General features: G+C 54.0%; 17 protein-coding genes and 1 pseudogene. 17 read left to right on the top strand and 1 reads right to left on the bottom strand.

Annotated elements, in window-relative coordinates:
* Window positions 1–87: 87 nt before the first annotated feature.
* From MKY74_RS18460 to MKY74_RS18475, 4 genes are all read left to right on the top strand, one after another.
* Window positions 88–1,278 carry a cytochrome P450 gene (locus MKY74_RS18460; RefSeq protein ID WP_144025343.1) on the top strand — a complete coding sequence of 397 codons (1,191 nt, stop codon included), beginning with the start codon at window positions 88–90 and terminating at the stop codon, window positions 1,276–1,278.
* A gap of 322 nt (window positions 1,279–1,600) precedes the next feature.
* The gene (gene dnaA, locus MKY74_RS18465; RefSeq protein WP_234489287.1) at window positions 1,601–2,929 is read left to right on the top strand and encodes a chromosomal replication initiator protein DnaA; all 1,329 of its coding nucleotides are present in this window, start codon (window positions 1,601–1,603) and stop codon (window positions 2,927–2,929) included.
* Window positions 2,930–3,026: 97 nt separating this feature from the next.
* Window positions 3,027–4,016, top strand: a complete 990-nt coding sequence (locus MKY74_RS18470) for a quinone oxidoreductase family protein (protein ID WP_076166763.1) — start codon at window positions 3,027–3,029, stop codon at window positions 4,014–4,016.
* 131 nt (window positions 4,017–4,147) lie between these two features.
* Window positions 4,148–4,987, top strand: coding sequence for a helix-turn-helix transcriptional regulator (locus MKY74_RS18475; protein ID WP_084203715.1), 840 nt, complete (start codon window positions 4,148–4,150; stop codon window positions 4,985–4,987).
* Window positions 4,988–5,019: 32 nt separating this feature from the next.
* Here MKY74_RS18475 and MKY74_RS18480 read toward each other — a convergent pair whose 3' ends face one another.
* Window positions 5,020–6,225, bottom strand: coding sequence for an MFS transporter (locus tag MKY74_RS18480; RefSeq protein WP_076166759.1), 1,206 nt, complete (start codon window positions 6,223–6,225; stop codon window positions 5,020–5,022).
* Window positions 6,226–6,352: 127 nt separating this feature from the next.
* On the opposite strand from MKY74_RS18480, the gene MKY74_RS18485 reads away from it, so the two are divergent.
* The 13 genes and pseudogenes from MKY74_RS18485 (at window position 6,353) to MKY74_RS18545 (ending at window position 17,847) form a co-directional block, all read left to right on the top strand.
* Window positions 6,353–7,609, top strand: a complete 1,257-nt coding sequence (locus tag MKY74_RS18485) for an aminotransferase class I/II-fold pyridoxal phosphate-dependent enzyme (RefSeq protein WP_076166755.1) — start codon at window positions 6,353–6,355, stop codon at window positions 7,607–7,609.
* 329 nt (window positions 7,610–7,938) lie between these two features.
* Window positions 7,939–8,499 carry a MarR family winged helix-turn-helix transcriptional regulator gene (locus MKY74_RS18490; RefSeq protein WP_244169168.1) on the top strand — a complete coding sequence of 187 codons (561 nt, stop codon included), beginning with the start codon at window positions 7,939–7,941 and terminating at the stop codon, window positions 8,497–8,499.
* A 33-nt stretch (window positions 8,500–8,532) separates the two neighbouring features.
* Window positions 8,533–9,987: pseudogene (locus MKY74_RS18495) on the top strand (aryl-sulfate sulfotransferase).
* Window positions 9,980–10,990: an ABC transporter substrate-binding protein gene (locus tag MKY74_RS18500; protein ID WP_076166747.1), complete on the top strand. Its 1,011-nt coding sequence runs from the start codon at window positions 9,980–9,982 to the stop codon at window positions 10,988–10,990. Before MKY74_RS18495 ends, MKY74_RS18500 begins: the two are co-directional and overlap by 8 nt.
* Before the next feature lie 13 nt (window positions 10,991–11,003).
* Window positions 11,004–11,783, top strand: a complete 780-nt coding sequence (locus MKY74_RS18505) for an ABC transporter ATP-binding protein (RefSeq protein ID WP_076166742.1) — start codon at window positions 11,004–11,006, stop codon at window positions 11,781–11,783.
* Window positions 11,784–11,804: 21 nt separating this feature from the next.
* Window positions 11,805–12,581: an ABC transporter permease gene (locus tag MKY74_RS18510; protein ID WP_076166739.1), complete on the top strand. Its 777-nt coding sequence runs from the start codon at window positions 11,805–11,807 to the stop codon at window positions 12,579–12,581.
* A gap of 199 nt (window positions 12,582–12,780) precedes the next feature.
* On the top strand, window positions 12,781–13,302 hold the full coding sequence (locus tag MKY74_RS18515) for a TetR/AcrR family transcriptional regulator (RefSeq protein ID WP_076166735.1): 522 nt from the start codon (window positions 12,781–12,783) through the stop codon (window positions 13,300–13,302).
* A 136-nt stretch (window positions 13,303–13,438) separates the two neighbouring features.
* Window positions 13,439–14,449, top strand: coding sequence for an NAD-dependent epimerase/dehydratase family protein (locus tag MKY74_RS18520; protein ID WP_076166731.1), 1,011 nt, complete (start codon window positions 13,439–13,441; stop codon window positions 14,447–14,449).
* Between the two features lie 164 nt (window positions 14,450–14,613).
* Entirely contained in the window at window positions 14,614–15,525 is a 912-nt protein-coding gene (locus MKY74_RS18525; protein WP_076166728.1) for a dihydrodipicolinate synthase family protein, read from the top strand.
* Between the two features lie 203 nt (window positions 15,526–15,728).
* Window positions 15,729–16,154 carry a DMT family transporter gene (locus MKY74_RS18530; RefSeq protein WP_076166721.1) on the top strand — a complete coding sequence of 142 codons (426 nt, stop codon included), beginning with the start codon at window positions 15,729–15,731 and terminating at the stop codon, window positions 16,152–16,154.
* 53 nt (window positions 16,155–16,207) lie between these two features.
* Entirely contained in the window at window positions 16,208–16,933 is a 726-nt protein-coding gene (locus MKY74_RS18535; RefSeq protein WP_076166717.1) for a Crp/Fnr family transcriptional regulator, read from the top strand.
* Entirely contained in the window at window positions 16,930–17,433 is a 504-nt protein-coding gene (locus MKY74_RS18540; RefSeq protein ID WP_076166713.1) for a DMT family transporter, read from the top strand. The genes MKY74_RS18535 and MKY74_RS18540 overlap by 4 nt, the downstream gene beginning before the upstream one ends.
* 15 nt (window positions 17,434–17,448) lie before the next feature.
* Entirely contained in the window at window positions 17,449–17,847 is a 399-nt protein-coding gene (locus MKY74_RS18545; RefSeq protein ID WP_076166708.1) for an NUDIX hydrolase, read from the top strand.
* Window positions 17,848–17,930: the final 83 nt, after the last annotated feature.

Raw genomic sequence — 17,930 nt, forward strand, 5'->3', positions numbered from 1 at the left:
ACGACGGCCTTCAGAAGAACCTGCAGAAATATATGCAGCAGAATCTGCACACGATTGCACGATACTTGAGGAAAGGATTTGAACTCGATGATTCAGGAAAAATACGCCAACATGCTGAACATGGCCGAGGTTTCGACCCCGGACCGGATGTTATATCCCTTTGATATCCTCCGCCAGCTTAGACAAGAAACGCCAGTGCGCTACGACAGCAGCCGAAACTGCTGGGACGTCTTCCGCTATGAAGATGTGCAGCGCATTTTGAAGGATCCGAAAACATTCTCCTCCGAGCGTGGAGCAGGCGCAGGCGGCTCCATTCTGTTTATGGATCCGCCCAAGCATAAGCAAATGCGCGACCTGGTCAGCAAAGCGTTTACGCCCAAGGCGATCCAAGAGCTGACCCCCCGAATTCAGTCCATCGCCGAGCAGCTGCTCGATTCGGTAACAGATGGAGCCATGGACATTTCCGGCGAATTCGCCACTCCGCTGCCGGTCATCGTCATTGCCGAGCTGCTGGGTGCTCCGAAGGAAGACCGGGACAAGTTCAAGCACTGGTCCGATATTCTCGTGGAAAGTGCCGACGACCTTACCGATGAAGCATTCCAGCGGATTACCGACAAACGGATGAAAGCGATGGGAGAGTTGTCCGAGTATTTTAAAGGAATTATGGAGCAGCGGGCTGCAGAGCCGCAGGAAGATCTCGTCACTGCGCTGCTGAACGCTGAAATCGAAGGAGAGAAGCTGTCGGAAAGGGACATCATCAGTTTCTGCGTGCTGCTGCTCGCTGCCGGAAACGAGACGACGACGAACCTGATCACCAATGGCGTGCGCGTGCTGACCGAAAGACCGGAGCTGCAGGAGCAGCTGTATCAAGCGCCGGACCTCATACCTTCCTTTATAGAAGAAGTACTGCGCTATTACCCGCCGATCATCGCGATCGGACGCAAAGCTGCGGAGACGGTACAAATCGGAGAGCATACGATTAAGCAGGGAGCGCAGGTCATTTCCTGGGTTGGGGCCGCCAACCGAGACGAGTCCCGGTTCGACGACCCGGACGGCTTCCGTCTGGACCGCAAACCGAACCCGCATATGACGTTCGGCTTCGGTATCCACTTCTGTCTTGGGGCTCCGCTGGCCAGGCTGGAAGGGAAAATTGCGTTTCAGGCGCTCCTCGACAGGTTTAAGGATCTTCGCAGAGCGGCGGACGCTGAACTCCAGCCGATCCAGAGCTCCTTTGTCTTCGGCGTCAAAAATTATCCGATTGAGATGAGCCGCAGATAGAGTCAGGTATCCTTAGGAGTGCTCCTGCATTGTTTCAGAGAGCATAACCGGCATAGGGAACTGACGGATTCCCATTTTCGGGAGCTGTCCATATTTCTTGGAGGCTCCCGGATATGCTAGAATAGAAAATAGCAGCTTGTACATAAGCATGATGATCTAAGGCATCCCTTTACTGCGATGGTTCCAGGAACAGCATTTGCAGGGAAGAACGGATGCCTTTTTGCGTAAGCCCGCCGGGATGATCATTTCGTTTTACCGAAGTATAAGGAGTTGAGCGCCCGTGGAAAGGCAAGTCGAAGAATTGTGGCACCAGGTCCTGTCCATGATTCAAAAGAAGATCAGCAAGCCCAGCTATGATACGTGGCTGAAATCGACGAAGGCCGTCAGTCTGCAGGATAACGTCCTGACGATCAGCACGCCCAACACGTTTACGCAGGAATGGCTGGAGAATCGGTATACCAAGCTCATTTTGACAGCGGTTCGCGAATGCATGGATGCTCAGCCGGAGCTTCATATCATTACCCAGGATGAGCTGGAGACCGAGAGAAGATCCGCATCACCCGAACCGGCTGCCCTCATAGAGGATAATATCCTGAATGATCCGGCTTTTGCCGCCATGCTGAACCCAAAATACACCTTCGACACGTTCGTCGTCGGACTCGGCAACCGTTTTGCCCATGCAGCTGCACTGGCTGTAGCGGAGGCGCCGGGCAAGGCGTATAACCCGCTGTTTTTGTACGGCGGCGTCGGCCTGGGAAAAACCCACTTGATGCAGGCGATCGGCCACTATGTGCTGGAGCACAATCCGCAGGCGAAGGTGCTCTATTTATCCTCCGAAAAGTTCACCAACCAGTTTATCAATGCCATCATGAACAACCGCGGCGAAGCTTTCCGTAACAAGTATCGCAACATCGACGTGCTTCTGATCGACGACATCCAGTTTATCGCCGGCAAGGAGCAGACACAGGAAGAATTTTTTCATACCTTCAACGCCCTGAAAGAAATGGGGAAGGCGATCATCATTTCCAGCGACCGTCCGCCCAAGGAAATCCCCACCCTGGAGGAACGGCTGCGTTCCCGCTTTGAATGGGGACTCATCACAGATATTCAGCCCCCGGATCTGGAGACCCGGATCGCTATTCTGCGCAAGAAGGCGAAGGCGGAGCATCTTGACATTCCGAACGAAGCGATGGTATACATCGCCAGCCATATTCATACGAACGTCCGTGAGCTCGAAGGGGCTCTCATCCGCGTCATCGCTTATTCCTCGCTTGTGAATCAGGACATCACCGTGCATATGACAGCCGAAGCATTAAAAAATATGATCTCGCAGTCGCGTCCCCAAATGATCTCGATCCAGGACATCCAGGAGCGGGTGGGAGATTATTATGGTCTGCGCATCGAGGATTTTAAAGCACGGAAACGGACAAGGGCAGTAGCTTTTCCCCGGCAAATCGCCATGTATCTGTCCAGGGAGCTGACCGATTACTCGCTGCCCAAAATCGGGGAAGCTTTTGGCGGCAGGGACCATACGACCGTCATCCACGCCCATGAAAAAATCGCCTCGGTTATTCGTGAGGACCAGGAGATTCATCAAATCGTAAGCCGGTTGTCCGAGAACATTAAAAGCCGCATCCAACCGCGCGTGTAGCCTGTTATTTTTTATACCCGTATAATCTGAACCTGTCTGCCTCAGACCCTCCTTGGTAAGATAACGGCATAAACCATCTACCAGGGAGGTTCTTTATATGAAATCCATCGTCATTGAAAGAGCAGGCGGAACTGAAGTGCTTAAGGTCAGGGAAATGCCGGATCTTGAGCCAAGATACGGGGAAATGATCGTGGACGTGGCGTATGCAGGCGTAGGGCTCGTGGATATTTTGATCCGCAAAGGCGGGTTTACGGAGCTGTTTCCGTTTCCGGTGATTCCGGGGCTTGAGGTGTCTGGATACGTCCGCTCAATCGGGGACGGCGTTGAAGGGTTCCGAATCGGCCAGCCGGTCGCTTCCATGAAGCTGCTTGAGCTTGGCGGATACGCTACACAGGCCAGAGTGACGCCGCAGCTTACGGTTCCGCTCGATTCGCTCGGAGGAGACCTCGATATGGCCGAGGCGGCAGCCTCCATCGTCAACTTGACGACTGCCTATTTCGCGGTCAAGCAGGTGAACCGGATGAGGCAGGGAGACACGGTGCTGGTTCACGCCGCCGCAGGCGGACTCGGCAGCTTTCTGGGGCAAATCGCCAAGCGGTTTGGCGCTGGGAAGGTGCTGGGGACGGTGGGTTCGCCGGATAAAATCAAGCTGGCCGCATCACTCGGATACGACGAACTGCTGCTGCGCTCCGATTTTGTGAACGAAGTGAAGCGGATCGCGGGAGTACAGGGGGTCGACGCCGTATTTGACCCGGTTGGGGGCGAGACGCGGGCACGCAGCCTGGAGCTCCTGAGACCGCTGGGGCAAATCGTCGCTCTGGGCAACGCCAGCGGCGGCGAGCTGGCGCATCAGAGCAACGAGATTTGGCTCGGCAACCAGAGCATCGCCGGCTTTAACTTGGGGGCGTATGCCATGTATGATCCGGTTGGCGTCGGGCAGGCGGCCAGGGAAGCGCTGCAGCTGCTCGCCAGCAGAGAGGTCCGCTCGGAGGTGCACGGCATTTACCCGATGGAGGACGCCTCCGAGGCGCATCGTCTGCTCGAAAGCGGCCAAACGACGGGCAAACTGGTGCTGCAGATGGGATGAGCCCCAGCCTTTTATATGAGCCTCTTGCCCGCTTGAATGCGGAGCGGAGGCTTTCTTTTACGGCGGGAGGGATGGTATCATTTGAATCGTGGAGTTTATGGAACGTTGTACATCTCGGAGGTGCTGCTAACATGATGCAAACCCGGAATCTGCTTGGGGAATTTTTGAAATCGCGCAGGGAAAAGCTTCAGCCGGCGGACGTCGGAATTAGCGGGGGATACGGCAGAAGAAGAACTCCCGGACTTCGCCGAGAAGAGGTGGCGGAAATCGCTAATGTCAGCACTACCTGGTACACCTGGCTGGAGCAGGGGAGAGACGTGGCTGCTTCCCGGGAAGTCATGGAGAACATCGCCAGGGCGCTGCTCCTGTCTCCTGACGAGAAGCTGCATGTCATGCGGCTGGCGGGATTCGGCGATCTTCCGGACTGGTCCGCGCCGGCTGCCGTTCCGCCACTGGAGCCGGGACTGCAGAAAATCATTGATCAGTTGCACTATCCCGCCATCTTGGTCAACCGCCGGACCGAAATTATGGCTTGGAACCGCCAGGCTCCCCGGCTGTTGTATGACTTTCTTGAAGATCCGGTCATGGGCCGCAACATGGTCTGGTCCATCTTTATGAATCGGTATTTACAAGAACGCGTCGTGAACTGGGAGGAGTTTGCCGCATACAGCGCCGCCATTCTCCGCGCCTACCATGGTCAATCAAAGGGGGACCCGTGGTATGAGGCGTTTGCCCAGAAGTTGTCCGAAGAAAGCCCGGAATTTGCGGCGCTCTGGGATTCACACGATGTTCGGGAGAAGCAGGTGCAGCCATTTGTGCTAAACCATCCGGACCTTGGTCCGTTATCCTTTGAAATCAACACGTTTGCCCATATTAATGGCAATGAAGACCTGCACTGCTGCGTCTATTCTCCGCTGGCCGGAACCGGAACTGAGGAGAAGCTGGATCTGGACGCACAAAAAACGCCGTAGCCGGACGACCGGCTGCGGCGTTTTTAAGTTGGCTACATGGTGTGAATCCGGGCGGCAGCTCCGATGCTCAAATGTTCTTGATCCAGCTGATGGCAGCGGGCCGTTACGGCAAAAGCACCGATTGAAAAAGCCAGTGCCGCCCACGGTAAATAAGCTAAACCGATGCTGTCGACGACCAGGCTGCCAATAAGGGAGCCACAGGCGATGCCAAGGTTGGAGGCCACCGGCATCAGGGTCGAAGCGAAGTCCTTGGACCCGCCGGCCGATGCGTCGGCGAGATCGATTAGATACAGCTGAACGGCGGCGCTCAGGGCGTAGGAGAACAAGGCAATGAGCATCAGGCAGAGAACAGCTGCCCAGGTGAAGCTCAGGGTCAGGGCAAGGGCTAGCATCATCAGGCTCTGAACGATAAATACAATTTTGAGCTTGGACCTCGAATCCCCTTCGGCTACCTTGGCTCCGATCCAATTGCTCAGGATCGTCAGGCCGCCATAACCGAGCAGCACAGCGCTTGTCCACTGCTTCGGAATGCCGAGCACGTTCTCAAGAATCGGTGTGATATAAGTATAGACGATAAAGACCGAGCCCACGCCGAGCACCGGAATCAAAAAAGCCATCCGGATGCGGCGGTTTGCGAACAAAGCGAACTGCTGTTTCATGGAGCTGACGCTGACGGTATCGCTTTTAGGCAGAACCGAAGCGATGATGAACAGCGGAAGGATGCCCACCGCGGAGGTGACGATGAATGCCGCCCGCCATCCGAGCAGCTGGCCGATATAGGTGCCGACCGGCACGCCCAGGACGTTGGCGATCGAGAAGCCGCCGATGATCCATGCGACGGCGCCGGCTCGGCGGGATGCCTGGATGTGTTCGCTTGCCGCGGCAATGGACAGTGACAAGGTCAACCCGCACAAAATGGCTGTGATGACCCGGATCACAAACATCAGGGCAAAATTGCCGGCGAAAATCGTCAGGGCGTTCAGCACCAGCAGGGCCGCATAGCCCGACAAAATGGTCACATGCCGGGGGATGCGTCCCAAGAGGCTGACGGCAAACGGCGTGCCGACCGCATAAGCGATAGCGAAGCTGGATACGAGGATGCCGGCGGCCGCCAGGGATACGCCCAAACTGACGCTGATATCCTTCAGCAGACCGACGATAACGTATTCGGTCGTCCCCAGTACGAACGCCGCAAAGGTGAAGGCAAAGATCAGAATGGTTTCTTTTTTAGTTGTCATGGTTCTCTCTTCTCCTGGATGTCTGTTTTTTTCTTTGATCTTACAGGATGAAAGGCTTTTCAAGTCAATAAAAAAATTGTCGAATGGTGCGATAGGCTGAAGGAGCCTCGCTTAAAAGCATGCTATAATGAAAGGAAAAAGCAGGTGGACGGATTTGACGAATCATGCAACCAGACCCTGGCGCGCCGATAAGCTGTCGCGTTTAGGTTCCTCTATTTTTGCGGAGGTGGCCGCTTGGAAGAAAGAAGCCGAAATGGCCGGTCGTGACCTGATCGACCTAAGCATCGGCAGCCCGGATCTCGGACCTACGGAGGCGGTGCGCCGGGTCCTAAGCGAAGCTGTGCTTGACGAAAAAAACTATACGTATCCCGGCTCGGCGGGAAGCGATGCGTTCCGGGAGAAATGTGCTGCATGGATGGAACATCGCTTCGATGTACGCCTGGATCCGAAGGCGGAAGTGCTGTCCCTCATGGGTTCGCAGGACGGGCTGGCGCATTTGGCCCAGGCGATCTGCAATCCCGGCGACCTGGCAATCGTCCCGAATCCGGGATATCCGATTTATGCCGGTTCGCTGGCCATTGCAGGCGTGAAGGCATATGAATTGCCGCTCCGGGAGGAGCATGATTTCCTTCCCGATTTGGAGAGCATCCCGGACGAAATTTGGAAGCAGGCGGTATTTATCCTATTGAACTTCCCAGGTAATCCGATTGCGGCAACGGCGGACGGGCCGTATTTTGAACGGCTTGTCGCCTTGGCTCAAAAATGGAACGTGCTGATCGTTCATGACCTGGCCTATTCGGAAATGGGCTTTGACGGTTACCGGCCGCCAAGCATTCTGGAAACTCCAGGTGCAATCGAAACGGCCGTCGAGTTCCATTCGTTCTCCAAGAGCTTTAATATGGCGGGCTGCCGGATCGGCTTTCTGGCCGGGAACCGCGATGTTCTCGCTTCACTGCTGGAGCTGAAGAACAACATCGATTACGGCGTCTTCGGACCGATCCAGACGGCGGCGATCGCCGCGCTGGAGCAGGCGATGGACCCCTCTCAGTCCACTGCCGGGGTGGCCGGTTTGTACGAACGCCGCCGGGACGCACTGATCGATGCGCTCGAGCGGGAGGGCTGGCCCGTACCCAAACCGAAGGCGACGATGTTTGCCTGGGCGAAGCTGCCGGCAGCTTTCCTGGAAAGCGCTGAGCCTTGGAGTTCCCGGCAGTTTGCCCGGGAGCTGCTGATCGCCACAGGGGTGGCCGTGATCCCCGGTGACGGTTTTGGTTCGGAAGGGGAAGGTTATGTGCGGATCGCCCTTGTTCAGGAGGAAGCGCGTCTGCGTGAAGCGGCCGCCCGGATCGGACAATTTATTACGATGCATGGAAACACGAAATAGCATGTGGTATACCGGCCATGACAGAACAACCCTGCTCTTGTGAGCAGGGTGTATTTGTTTATTGATGTTAAACAAAAATTGATTTTTAATTCCTACTTGACAGGTGAGAATAATTGGTTTAATCTTACGTCAAGGAAATCGATTAACATTCATTTAATGAGTGGTCATTATTTTAACATTAAACTAAATATCAGCCGATTGGTCCACCAAAGGCTCCTGTAATCCATACCGCTTCTTGCGGCGATGGCATTCGGGGGCCTTTTTGTATATCAACAGGCACGTTGATGCGGATGACCGCTACTCCATGGGGAGAGCAATGGTGGTGGTTGATGAACGGTGAAAGGAGAGATATGGAAGAGAAGCAGTGGCTTCTGATGGAGGAAGCCGATTGGCATTTTCGCAGGCTGGTTCGGAGATTCGTCAAGGAACGTGACAAAGTATCGATTGAAGGCGTGTCCCTTCCCGGGATGCTCGTGCTGAACGCGATTCTGCATGAAGGCGAGCAGAAACTCGGGGATCTGGCCGAACGGCTGGACTTCACCACAGGCGCGGTGACCGCTGTTTGCGACAAGCTGGAGTCGCTCGGCTTCGCGCAGCGAAAGCGCCTGGAGACCGATCGCAGATCGGTTGTCCTGGACATTACAGATAAGGGCAGGGACATGCTTGAACGCAACCGGGACGCAGGTACATACATGATTGAACGCATCTTTGGAGGCTTTGCGGCCAAGGAACTAGAGGAACAAATCGTGAATTTCAAAAGACTCTACGAGCATTTGGAAGGCTTTGCCGACGCCGTGCTGAAGCAGGCGCATCCGCCGGGGAACGCCGAGGAGCCGCCTCCCGGCCACCGGAAGGCAGCGCAGAGACCGAACCGATATATTTCATATTAAAATCATTGTGAGCAGGGAAGGGAGACAGATCATATGGGACATCCAACCATTTATCCGACAGGAACGACCGTTTACCAACCAGGAAAGGCATGGAGCGGTTATACCATCTACCAGGCAGCTGATACCGGGGCACTGCTGATCGACATGAACGGCAGAGAGGTGCATTTGTGGAAGGGGCTGCGCGGTTTCCCGAACAAAATATTCCCTGGAGGCTACGTGCTGGGCAGCACTGCCGAGCGGGATCCTAAATATGGTTTTCAGGACGAAGCCAATTTGGTACAGGTCGATTGGGACGGCAATGTCGTCTGGAAATTCGACAGGTACGAATGGATCGAGGATCCGGGTCATCCCGCGCAGTGGATGGCACGTTAGCATCATGATTACCAGCGGGAAGGCAATCCGGTCGGATATTATGTGCCTGGCGCCGATCCGAAAGTCGGTTCAGGCAATACGATCATTCTCGCGCATAAAAACGTCAACCGTCCGGAAATTTCGGACGTCGAGCTGCTGGATGACACGATCATCGAAGTGGATTGGGAGGGCAATGTCGTCTGGGAATGGGCCGTCAGCGATCACTTTGAAGAGCTTGGATTCGACGAAGCGGCGAAGGAGGCGCTGTACCGGGACCCGAATACCCGGGCGTTCGGCACCCATTCCGGAGACTGGATGCATATCAACTCTGTATCGGTGCTGGGTCCGAATAAGCACTATGATGCAGGCGACGAGCGCTTTCATCCGGACAATCTGATATGGGACGCGCGGGAATCCAACATTATCGCGATCATCGATAAACAGACCGGGAACATCGTATGGAAGCTCGGCCCGGACTATTCCGGTGAAGACACCAAACATATCGGCTGGATTATCGGACAGCACCATGCGCATCTGATTCCGAAGGGACTGCCGGGAGAGGGCAATATTCTGGTATTCGATAACGGAGGCTGGGGCGGTTATGGCAGTCCGAACCCCGAATCGCCGGATGGCGTGAAGGTGGCGCGCCGCGACCATTCCCGGATTCTGGAGATTCATCCGATAACGCTGGAGATCGAATGGCAGTACACGCCGACCGAAGCCGGATTCCAGGCGCCATTGGACTCTTACCGCTTTTATAGCCCTTATATCAGCTCGGCGCAGCGGCTGCCTAACGGCAATACGCTGATTACCGAAGGAGCGGACGGAAGAATTTTCGAAGTCACGCGGGAGCATGAACTGGTGTGGGAATATATCTCTCCTTATAAAAACTCTAGAAACGCGAATATGGTATACCGAGCTTACCGCGTACCTTATGAATGGATTCCGCAGCTGGAGAAGCCGGTGGAGACGGAAATCGCTCCGCTTGATGTAGCCGATTACCGGCTGCCGGGCGCGGCACCGCGTGGAGCCGTGACCGCAGTCGAAGTGGAGGGTACCGTATCCTATGGTGATGGAGCCTTCTGCGTAGCGACCACGGACGAAGTCGTCAGGAAGGAACGGGATCAAGATGAGTAGGCATGTGTTTCGAGGCATCAGCGTAATGACCGCAGCCGTCCTGCTGGTTTCTGTGCTGCTCACTGCATGCGGAACCGCCTCGGGAAAAGACAGCGGGCACCAGCTTAAGGTGAAAATCGCCGATATATCCACCAACCCGATTTTCCGGGTCGCCGCGAAAAAAGGATTTTTCGAAAAACACGGCATTGATGCGGAGCTGGTCAACTTCGCCACGCCGGCCGAAGGGGTTAACGCCCTGTTTATCAAGCAGGTGGATATTGCCTTTGGCGCAGACTTCCCGCTGTTGAATGCCGTCAGCAAAGGCGACTATGCGATCTTCGCTTCCTCCGGAACGGCAACGGATCTGAGCGCAAGCGAATGGAAGATGTTCGCCCGTAAAGAGATTGCCGGCCCCGCCGACCTGAAGGGCAAGAAACTGAGCTACTCGCGCGGAACGTTCATTCCTTATTTGTGGGACGTTTATTTGCAGCAAAACGGCATAGCCTTGAAAGACGTCACGCTGGTCGGGCAGGGAGGATTTGACGAAACGTATGTGGCGCTGAAAAAGGGCGAGATCGACGCGGCCTGGGTGTACGGCTCGGTACTGAACGACAAGTTCGCCGCGCTGTCCGAAGCGCATGAGCTGTCGGATATGTCCCAGACACCGGTCCGGCTCGGCACAGGTCTGATCGCCGGCACCAAACTGATCCAGGACCACCCGGACGAATTGGTCGAACTGCTGAAGGCGCTTGACGAAACATCCGACTACGTCCAGGCACATCCGGACGAAACGGCTGACATTATGTATGACGAAGTGAAGCAGCCGAAAGAGGCTACGCTTAAGGATCTGCCGAAAAATCCGTGGAAGATCGGCTTCACCCAGCAGGCCTACGACGGGCTGGCCGGCCAGAAAAAATATATGGTGGATACCGGTATTATTGAAAAGGATTTTAACCTGAACGACAAGCTGAATTTGGACCTGGTGCGCAAAGCGTTCCCGGACCGTGTGATTGAGTTGAAATAAGGAGGCTGGGATGATGGGGGCAGTAACCAGACCAAACGAGATTTATATTGAGCGCTTGAATAAAAGCTATAGTCAACAGCAGACGGCAGGCGATCTGCATTATATTATCCAGGATGTCGACCTGGTCGTGAAGGGAGGAGAATTTTTCGTTCTCCTCGGCCCTAGCGGCTGCGGCAAGTCGACACTGCTCAGCCTGATCGCCGGGTTCGTGTCGAAAACCTCGGGGCATTTGCGGGTGGGCGAGAAAGAGGTGGATCGGCCTGGCCAGGATCGGGCTGTCGTCTTCCAGCAGGCCGATTCCTCGCTCTTCCCTTGGCTGACCGTCAGAGAGAACGTGGAGTTCGGCCTGCGGATGAAGCGCATTCCCGCCGCCCGGCGCAAGGAAATCTCCGATCGTTTTATCGGCATGGTTGGGCTCAAAGGGCATGAGAATAAATTTCCCCGTGAGCTCTCCGGCGGGATGAAGCAGCGGGTGCAATTGGCGCGGGTGCTGTCCAACGATCCCGGCATTCTGCTGATGGATGAGCCGTTCGGCGCGCTGGATGCGATGACCCGACGAACGATGCAGCGCGAACTGGTAAAGATCTGGCAGGAAACCGACAAGACGGTGATCTTCGTCACCCACGACATACAGGAAGCGCTCCTACTTGGCGGTAGGATCGGTATTATGTCCGCCGGACCCTCTTCACGGATTACCGATATTTACGAGGTGCCGCTGGCGTACCCGAGAGATTTGGCCGCGCCGGAATTCCATGACCTGTACAACCGCATTCAGGCCCATTTTGACGAATAGAATCCGATCGGAGGAATCACCATGAGCAAGAAAATAAAGAAAGGACCGCTTCAAGTGCTGTTCTGGATCGCTTTGATCGTCATCTGGCAGCTGGTCTCGCTCGTATACGGGCCGGAGATTCTGCCGGGGCCGATTTACACGGCGAAAGGCGGATACGAGCTGCTGATGGACGGCACACTTCTGCAGTACATTGGCATCAGCGCCTATCGTGTCCTTCTCGGATGGACGCTCGGCAGTTTGGTGGCGGTGCCTATCGGGATTATCATCGGTAAGGTCGGATTCATCCGTACCTTCGCCGAGCCGTTTTTGAACTTTATCCGGTTTATTCCGCCGATCGCATTCATCACGCTGTTCCTGGTCTGGTTCGGCATCGGCGAGACGTCTAAAGTTATGCTGATCATGTACGCTACATTTTTTATCGTCATTCTGAATACGTTCACCGGCGTTCTCTCCGTCGAGGAGGATAAAATTCGTTCGGCCCGCAGCATGGGAGCCTCCGAATGGCAGATCGTCGTTCATGTCATCATCCCGGCAACGGTTCCGTACATCTTTACCGGCATCCGGCTTGCCATGGGCACATCCTTTATGGCCATCATCGGAGCCGAAATGATCGCCTCCAATGAGGGAGTCGGGTATCTGATCTGGAACTCGCGCCTGTTTTTCCGGACGGATTGGATTTTCGTAGGTCTGATTTGCTTAGGGCTCATGGGCTTCCTGACGGATCGGGCAGTTGGACTGCTCGGGCGCAGATTGCTAGCGAGATACGGTGTGGTAAGCACGACGTCTTTGAAGCGGTAGAAGACTGGACAGAGTAGTCATAGGACAAAGATTTTAAATATCATCGTAATACGAGGCGAACCGCAGCGGCGGTCCGTCTCTTTGGTTTATCACCGCTCAGCTTGGGGAAGAGAATTGCATTCCGACTCATTATCCCCTATACTTCTTAGATAGTGATCAATTACTTACTAATCTGCGTCATGAAAAGGAGTTATGCGCCATGGCAAGAGATGCGTCTACTTCGGTCAACCGAAGAACAGATATTATATCGGCCGCCATCGAGGTTTTTGCCGAAACCGGCTATTACCGGGCCACCACGGCACAGGTTGCACAGCGGGCCCACATTTCGCAACCTTACGTCTTTCGTTTTTTCTCAACGAAGGAAGCGCTGCTGCTTGCGGCTCTGGAAGTTTCCTGGTCCCGGATGATCGAGTCGTTTCAGCAAGTCGTGAAGTCGGCGTCGCCGGATCGGCTTGAAGCGGAGCTGATTACGGAATACGAGAAGATCATGGAGAACCACCGGAACGAGATTCTGCTGCAGATGCAGTCCCAAACGATTCAGGAAGAAGCGATCCAGGAAGCGATGAGAAACGGATTCCGGGAGGTTCGTCAAATCGTACTGCAGGCATTTCGCGAGGCGGGGATTCCACATCCCGAAGAAAGAACGATGCTCTTTTTGGCCAGAGGGATGCTGTGCAACGTAGCGGATGCGATCAGTCTGCCCGAATTAAAGGAAAGATAAGGGGACGTGAGAGAGGTCTCCTTATCGAAATGAATTTTTTCATGATTAGTTATTGACCAATCACTAACTGAATGTTATGATGAATCCAAGTTAGTGATTGATCAATCACAAAACAAAACAGAGAGGACGATTTCATATGACGATAAACAAAGCGATGGTCGTTGGAGCCACAGGTGGAACGGGTGCAGCCATTACAGAGGAATTGGTAAAACGGGGAATCCCTACGATTGCGTTCGGAAGATCACGCCAAAAGCTGGAGCAGCTCGCCGGCAGATTGGGAAACCCGGTGCATTTGAAGCTAGCCATGGGAGATGCCATGCGGCCTGCGGAGATCATCGCGCAAGCTGGGAATGCAGACGTCATGTTTCATTGTGCGAACGTACCGTACCATGAGATGGCCAGCAAGCTGATCCCGCTGGGTGAATCCGTAATGGAGGCGGCGGAACAGCTCGCGATCAAAGTGGTTGCGATTGATGGGATCTATCCTTATGGAAGAAGGCAGTCCAACCCAGTCACCGAAGGACATCCGAAACAGCCGCATACGAAGAAAGGGAAGGTTCGTTTGGACTTTGAACGCATGCTGCTTGGCAAGCGCTGGAAAAAAGCAAGGGTTATGATCGTCCGTCTGCCGGACTATTACGGGCCGACTGCCAATGAAGCTTCCTATCTAGGTTCAACGCTCGAAGCGATTGCGGCGGGCAAAATGGCCTTTTTCATCGGCAATATGACCGTTCCCCGCGAATATGTCTACTTGCCTGACGCCGCAGCCATGATTGCCGAAGTGGCGGGTCATGACGAAGCTTACGGTCAGAACTGGAACATTCCAGGAGGCGGGCTGATATCGGGACGGGAGATCGTCCGGATCGCGAGAGGGGCCTGTGGAAGCAGCAAACCGGTCATTCCGCTGAAAAAAATAGGGTTATCTCTGCTCGGATTAGGCGTGCCCGTGATGAAAGAGGTCGTCGAGATGCTATACCTGACCGAGGAACCGCTGACGCTGAGCGGAGCCAAGTACGAAAAGTGGATCGGGCCGATTATCGCAACACCGTTCGAGGAAGGCATCACCGCGACCGTCAAAGCACTGCAGCAGGCGAACACCGCAGCATCGGTCCAGGCATCACAGACGGCTGACTCTAGAATAGTTTGAGTGTTTGTTATTGATTAATCACTAACCTTATAACACAAATTGACTTATTTCCAGATTAAAGGTTCTTATTTGTACAGATTGCAGGATATGCTGGATGGACCGCGAAACATTGGAAGGCAGCAAGAATTAGTGAACCACTATTCGACGACGGGAGAGGGGTACCGATGGACCATAACAAGTTTCATGGGATCTTTACCGCACTCGTAACACCGATGGATGAGCGTCTTGAAGTGGATACCGAATCACTGGAACGACTGGTGGAACACCAAATCGCGCAGGGAATTCGGGGATTCTATGTGGGCGGAAGCACGGCCGAAGGATTTATTCTGACCTCTGAGGAACGGATGAAGGTGCTGGAAACCGTCATTCACGCGGCTAAAGGGCGGGTGACGGTTCTGGCGCATGTTGGCTGTATCAGCACGCTTGAGAGCATCAAGCTGGCCAGGCATGCGGAATCAGCAGGCGCGGATGCGGTTTCCGCTGTCGTACCCTTTTATTATAAGGCGGGGCCACAGGAAATTAGGGATCACTATCGGTCCATCATGTCGTCGGTCAGCCTTCCGTTGATTATGTACCACTATCCGGGAGCAACCGGGGTGCAGCTGTCTTTGGATTTTTACGAGGACATGGCCCGCAGTGCCCAATGTATTGGCGTAAAATTTACATCCATGAACCTGTTCGAAATGCAGCAAATTCGCAGCCGATGCGGGGGAGATTGGATCATTTGGAACGGCCATGATGAGGTCTGTGCAGCAGGTTTTCTCATGGGCAGCGATGGTGCCATAGGCAGTACATTTAATATGATGCCGAAAATATTCACCCGTATGTATCAAGCCCGGTCTGCCAACGATTGGATGAACGTTAAAGCGCTGCAGGAGCAGGCCAATTTGGTCATTGCCCATATGCTATGCTTCGATGTGATACCTTATGAAAAGCACATTTTGTATCTTCAAGGTGTCATTCGCTGTCCTGCGGTACGGCAGCCGCTGCAGCAGTTGACTGATGCACAAAAAGCAGAAATAGCTGAATTTTATGCATCATCACCCGTTTTAGTTCAGACGGGAATATCCAGCTAACACTTGCGCAGATTAATGAATAAATCACGAAAGCCGCCGGAAAGGGCGGTTTTTTCGCGCTTGCCAAGAATGAATAGACACTTTGAACACTGACTCATCATGGACTAGGGATCCTCTCCACTCAAGCTGAGGACATATGTCCTATCCTATACCGCCGCGATTGCCTTTTAATAATGACAGAACGATACAGAGGGAGAGGACTTATGAAAGGCATTATATTTGCACTGCTGGGGGGCGCCTGCATTACGCTGCAGGGTGTCGCCAACTCGCGGATCAGCGGGGATATCGGGACGTGGCAGGCCGCGGCGGTAACCCAACTGACCGGCTGTATCCTCGCTTTGATCATCCTGCTGTTTGCACGGGACGGCAGCCGGGAGGGCTTTACAAGCGTCAAGCCGCTGTACCGCATCGGCGGGGCCTTGGGAGCAGTCATCATTTTCAGCGAAGTGACGTCGATTCAGACGATCGGAGTGACCTTTACGATTTCCGCATTATTAATTGCCCAGCTCTGTCTGACATTTATTGTCGATCTGAATGGCTGGTTCGGCATGAAAAAACGGAAGATCAGCCCCGCACAGTTTATCGGGATCGGGATGATGATTGCGGGCGTCGTCATTCTTAAATTTTGACATCGTTGCCGTACGCCATTATGATGGGCCTAAGTTAGAGGGGGACGTTCAAGATGAGGGAGATTCAGGACCGCGGGCTGCTGGCGGATTACTTGCGTCAATATGAGCTGGAGACGATATTTTACGAACCGTTTAGACCGCATTTATCGCTGTATTGCTTTGACCAGGGAGAATTCATCTGCTCGCAGGGAGCACCTGCGGAATATTTATATGTGCTCGTCAGCGGGAAAATTAAAATCTATACCACCTCACCCGAAGGGAAAACGCTGATCCTTAACTTTATGAAGCCGCTGGAGATTATCGGGGATATCGAATATCTCAAGGAAACGGATACGGTCAATACCGTTGAAGCGGTCACGACCGTGCATATGATCGGCATCCACCATCGCTGGCTGCGGAAATTTGGACAGGATTACGCTCCTATGCTCCAGTTTCTGCTGGATATGATCACCAATAAGTTTTATATTAAATCCAATTTTCTAAGCCTTAATCTGATGTATCCGGTTGAAGTCCGGCTGGCCAGCTACTTGCTGTCGATCTCTTTCGACGATGCGGACACTTCCGGGCAGGAACAGCGGACAGCGATCAATCTGGTGGATGCGGCCAACTTAATCGGGACCAGCTATCGCCACGTCAACCGGGTAATCCAGAAGTTCTGCAAAGACGGACTCGTGGAGCGGGATAAAGGATATATCCGCGTAATAGACAGGAAAGGGCTTAGCGATCTGGCTGGACAAAATATTTATGAAGTCGTAACGAAAGGAGGAGCAAACCAATGATGCTTGGTCTTGTGTTATCGCTGATCGCCGGCTCCCTGGTGAGCCTGCAGAACATTTTTAACAGTAAAATGAATCAGCGGATCGGCTCCTGGGCCACAACTACGTGGGTGCTGTTCCTCGGGTTTGTCGCATCGTTCGGCATCGGCTTGGCGGTCGAAGGCAAGGGCATGCTGACACTCCAGCATATGCAGCCCTGGTACTGGTTCAGCGGCATGATCGGGGTAGGGGTTGTGTTCTGTCTGATGCAGAGCATGAAGCTGCTTGCGCCCACTTTTGCCATCGCCGTAGTCATGACGGCCCAGCTTGGGTTTGCGCTGATTTGGGACTCGCTTGGCTGGATGGGACTGGAGAAAGTTCCGCTGACTCCGAACAAAGTGATCGGCGTGCTCGTTATCGTGGCGGGAATCGTTGTTTTCAAAATCGGCGAAGGGCGGCTTCCAGCGGGAAAATCTGCTGCGGTTCAAAAAGAGACTGCCGCGTTCGAGCAAGGAAATAGATAAGGAGTGAAGTCGAATATGACGACCATGATTGATAAGGTTGCCTGGATTCAGATTCAGGACGGACGGGTACTCTCCGCACGTTCCAAAGGAAAGGACACGTATTATTTGCCTGGGGGAAAGAGGGAGCCCGGTGAAACCGATGAGCAGACGCTGATCCGTGAAATCAGGGAAGAGCTTACGGTTGCGATCGATCCGGAGACCCTTGCATTCGTGGGAACGTTTGAAGCTCAGGCACATGGCAAAGCGGAAAATGTGACGGTTCAAATGAGCTGCTACACCGGGGCATATTCTGGCGAGCTCCGCCCATCGGCGGAAATCGAGGAGTTTGCCTGGCTGACCTATGCGGATCGCAGCCGCGTATCGCCGGTATGCCAGCGAATTTTTGACCATCTGCACGAGCGTCAATGGATCTGAACAAGTGTGCCGTGATAAGTAACGGATATTCACAGGAATACGCATTCCTGTCGGGTATCCGTTTTTGTTGTGCTACTGAAAGT

The organism is Paenibacillus sp. FSL R5-0378, from assembly GCF_038009285.1.
Taxonomy (GTDB): domain Bacteria; phylum Bacillota; class Bacilli; order Paenibacillales; family Paenibacillaceae; genus Paenibacillus_AQ; species Paenibacillus_AQ favisporus.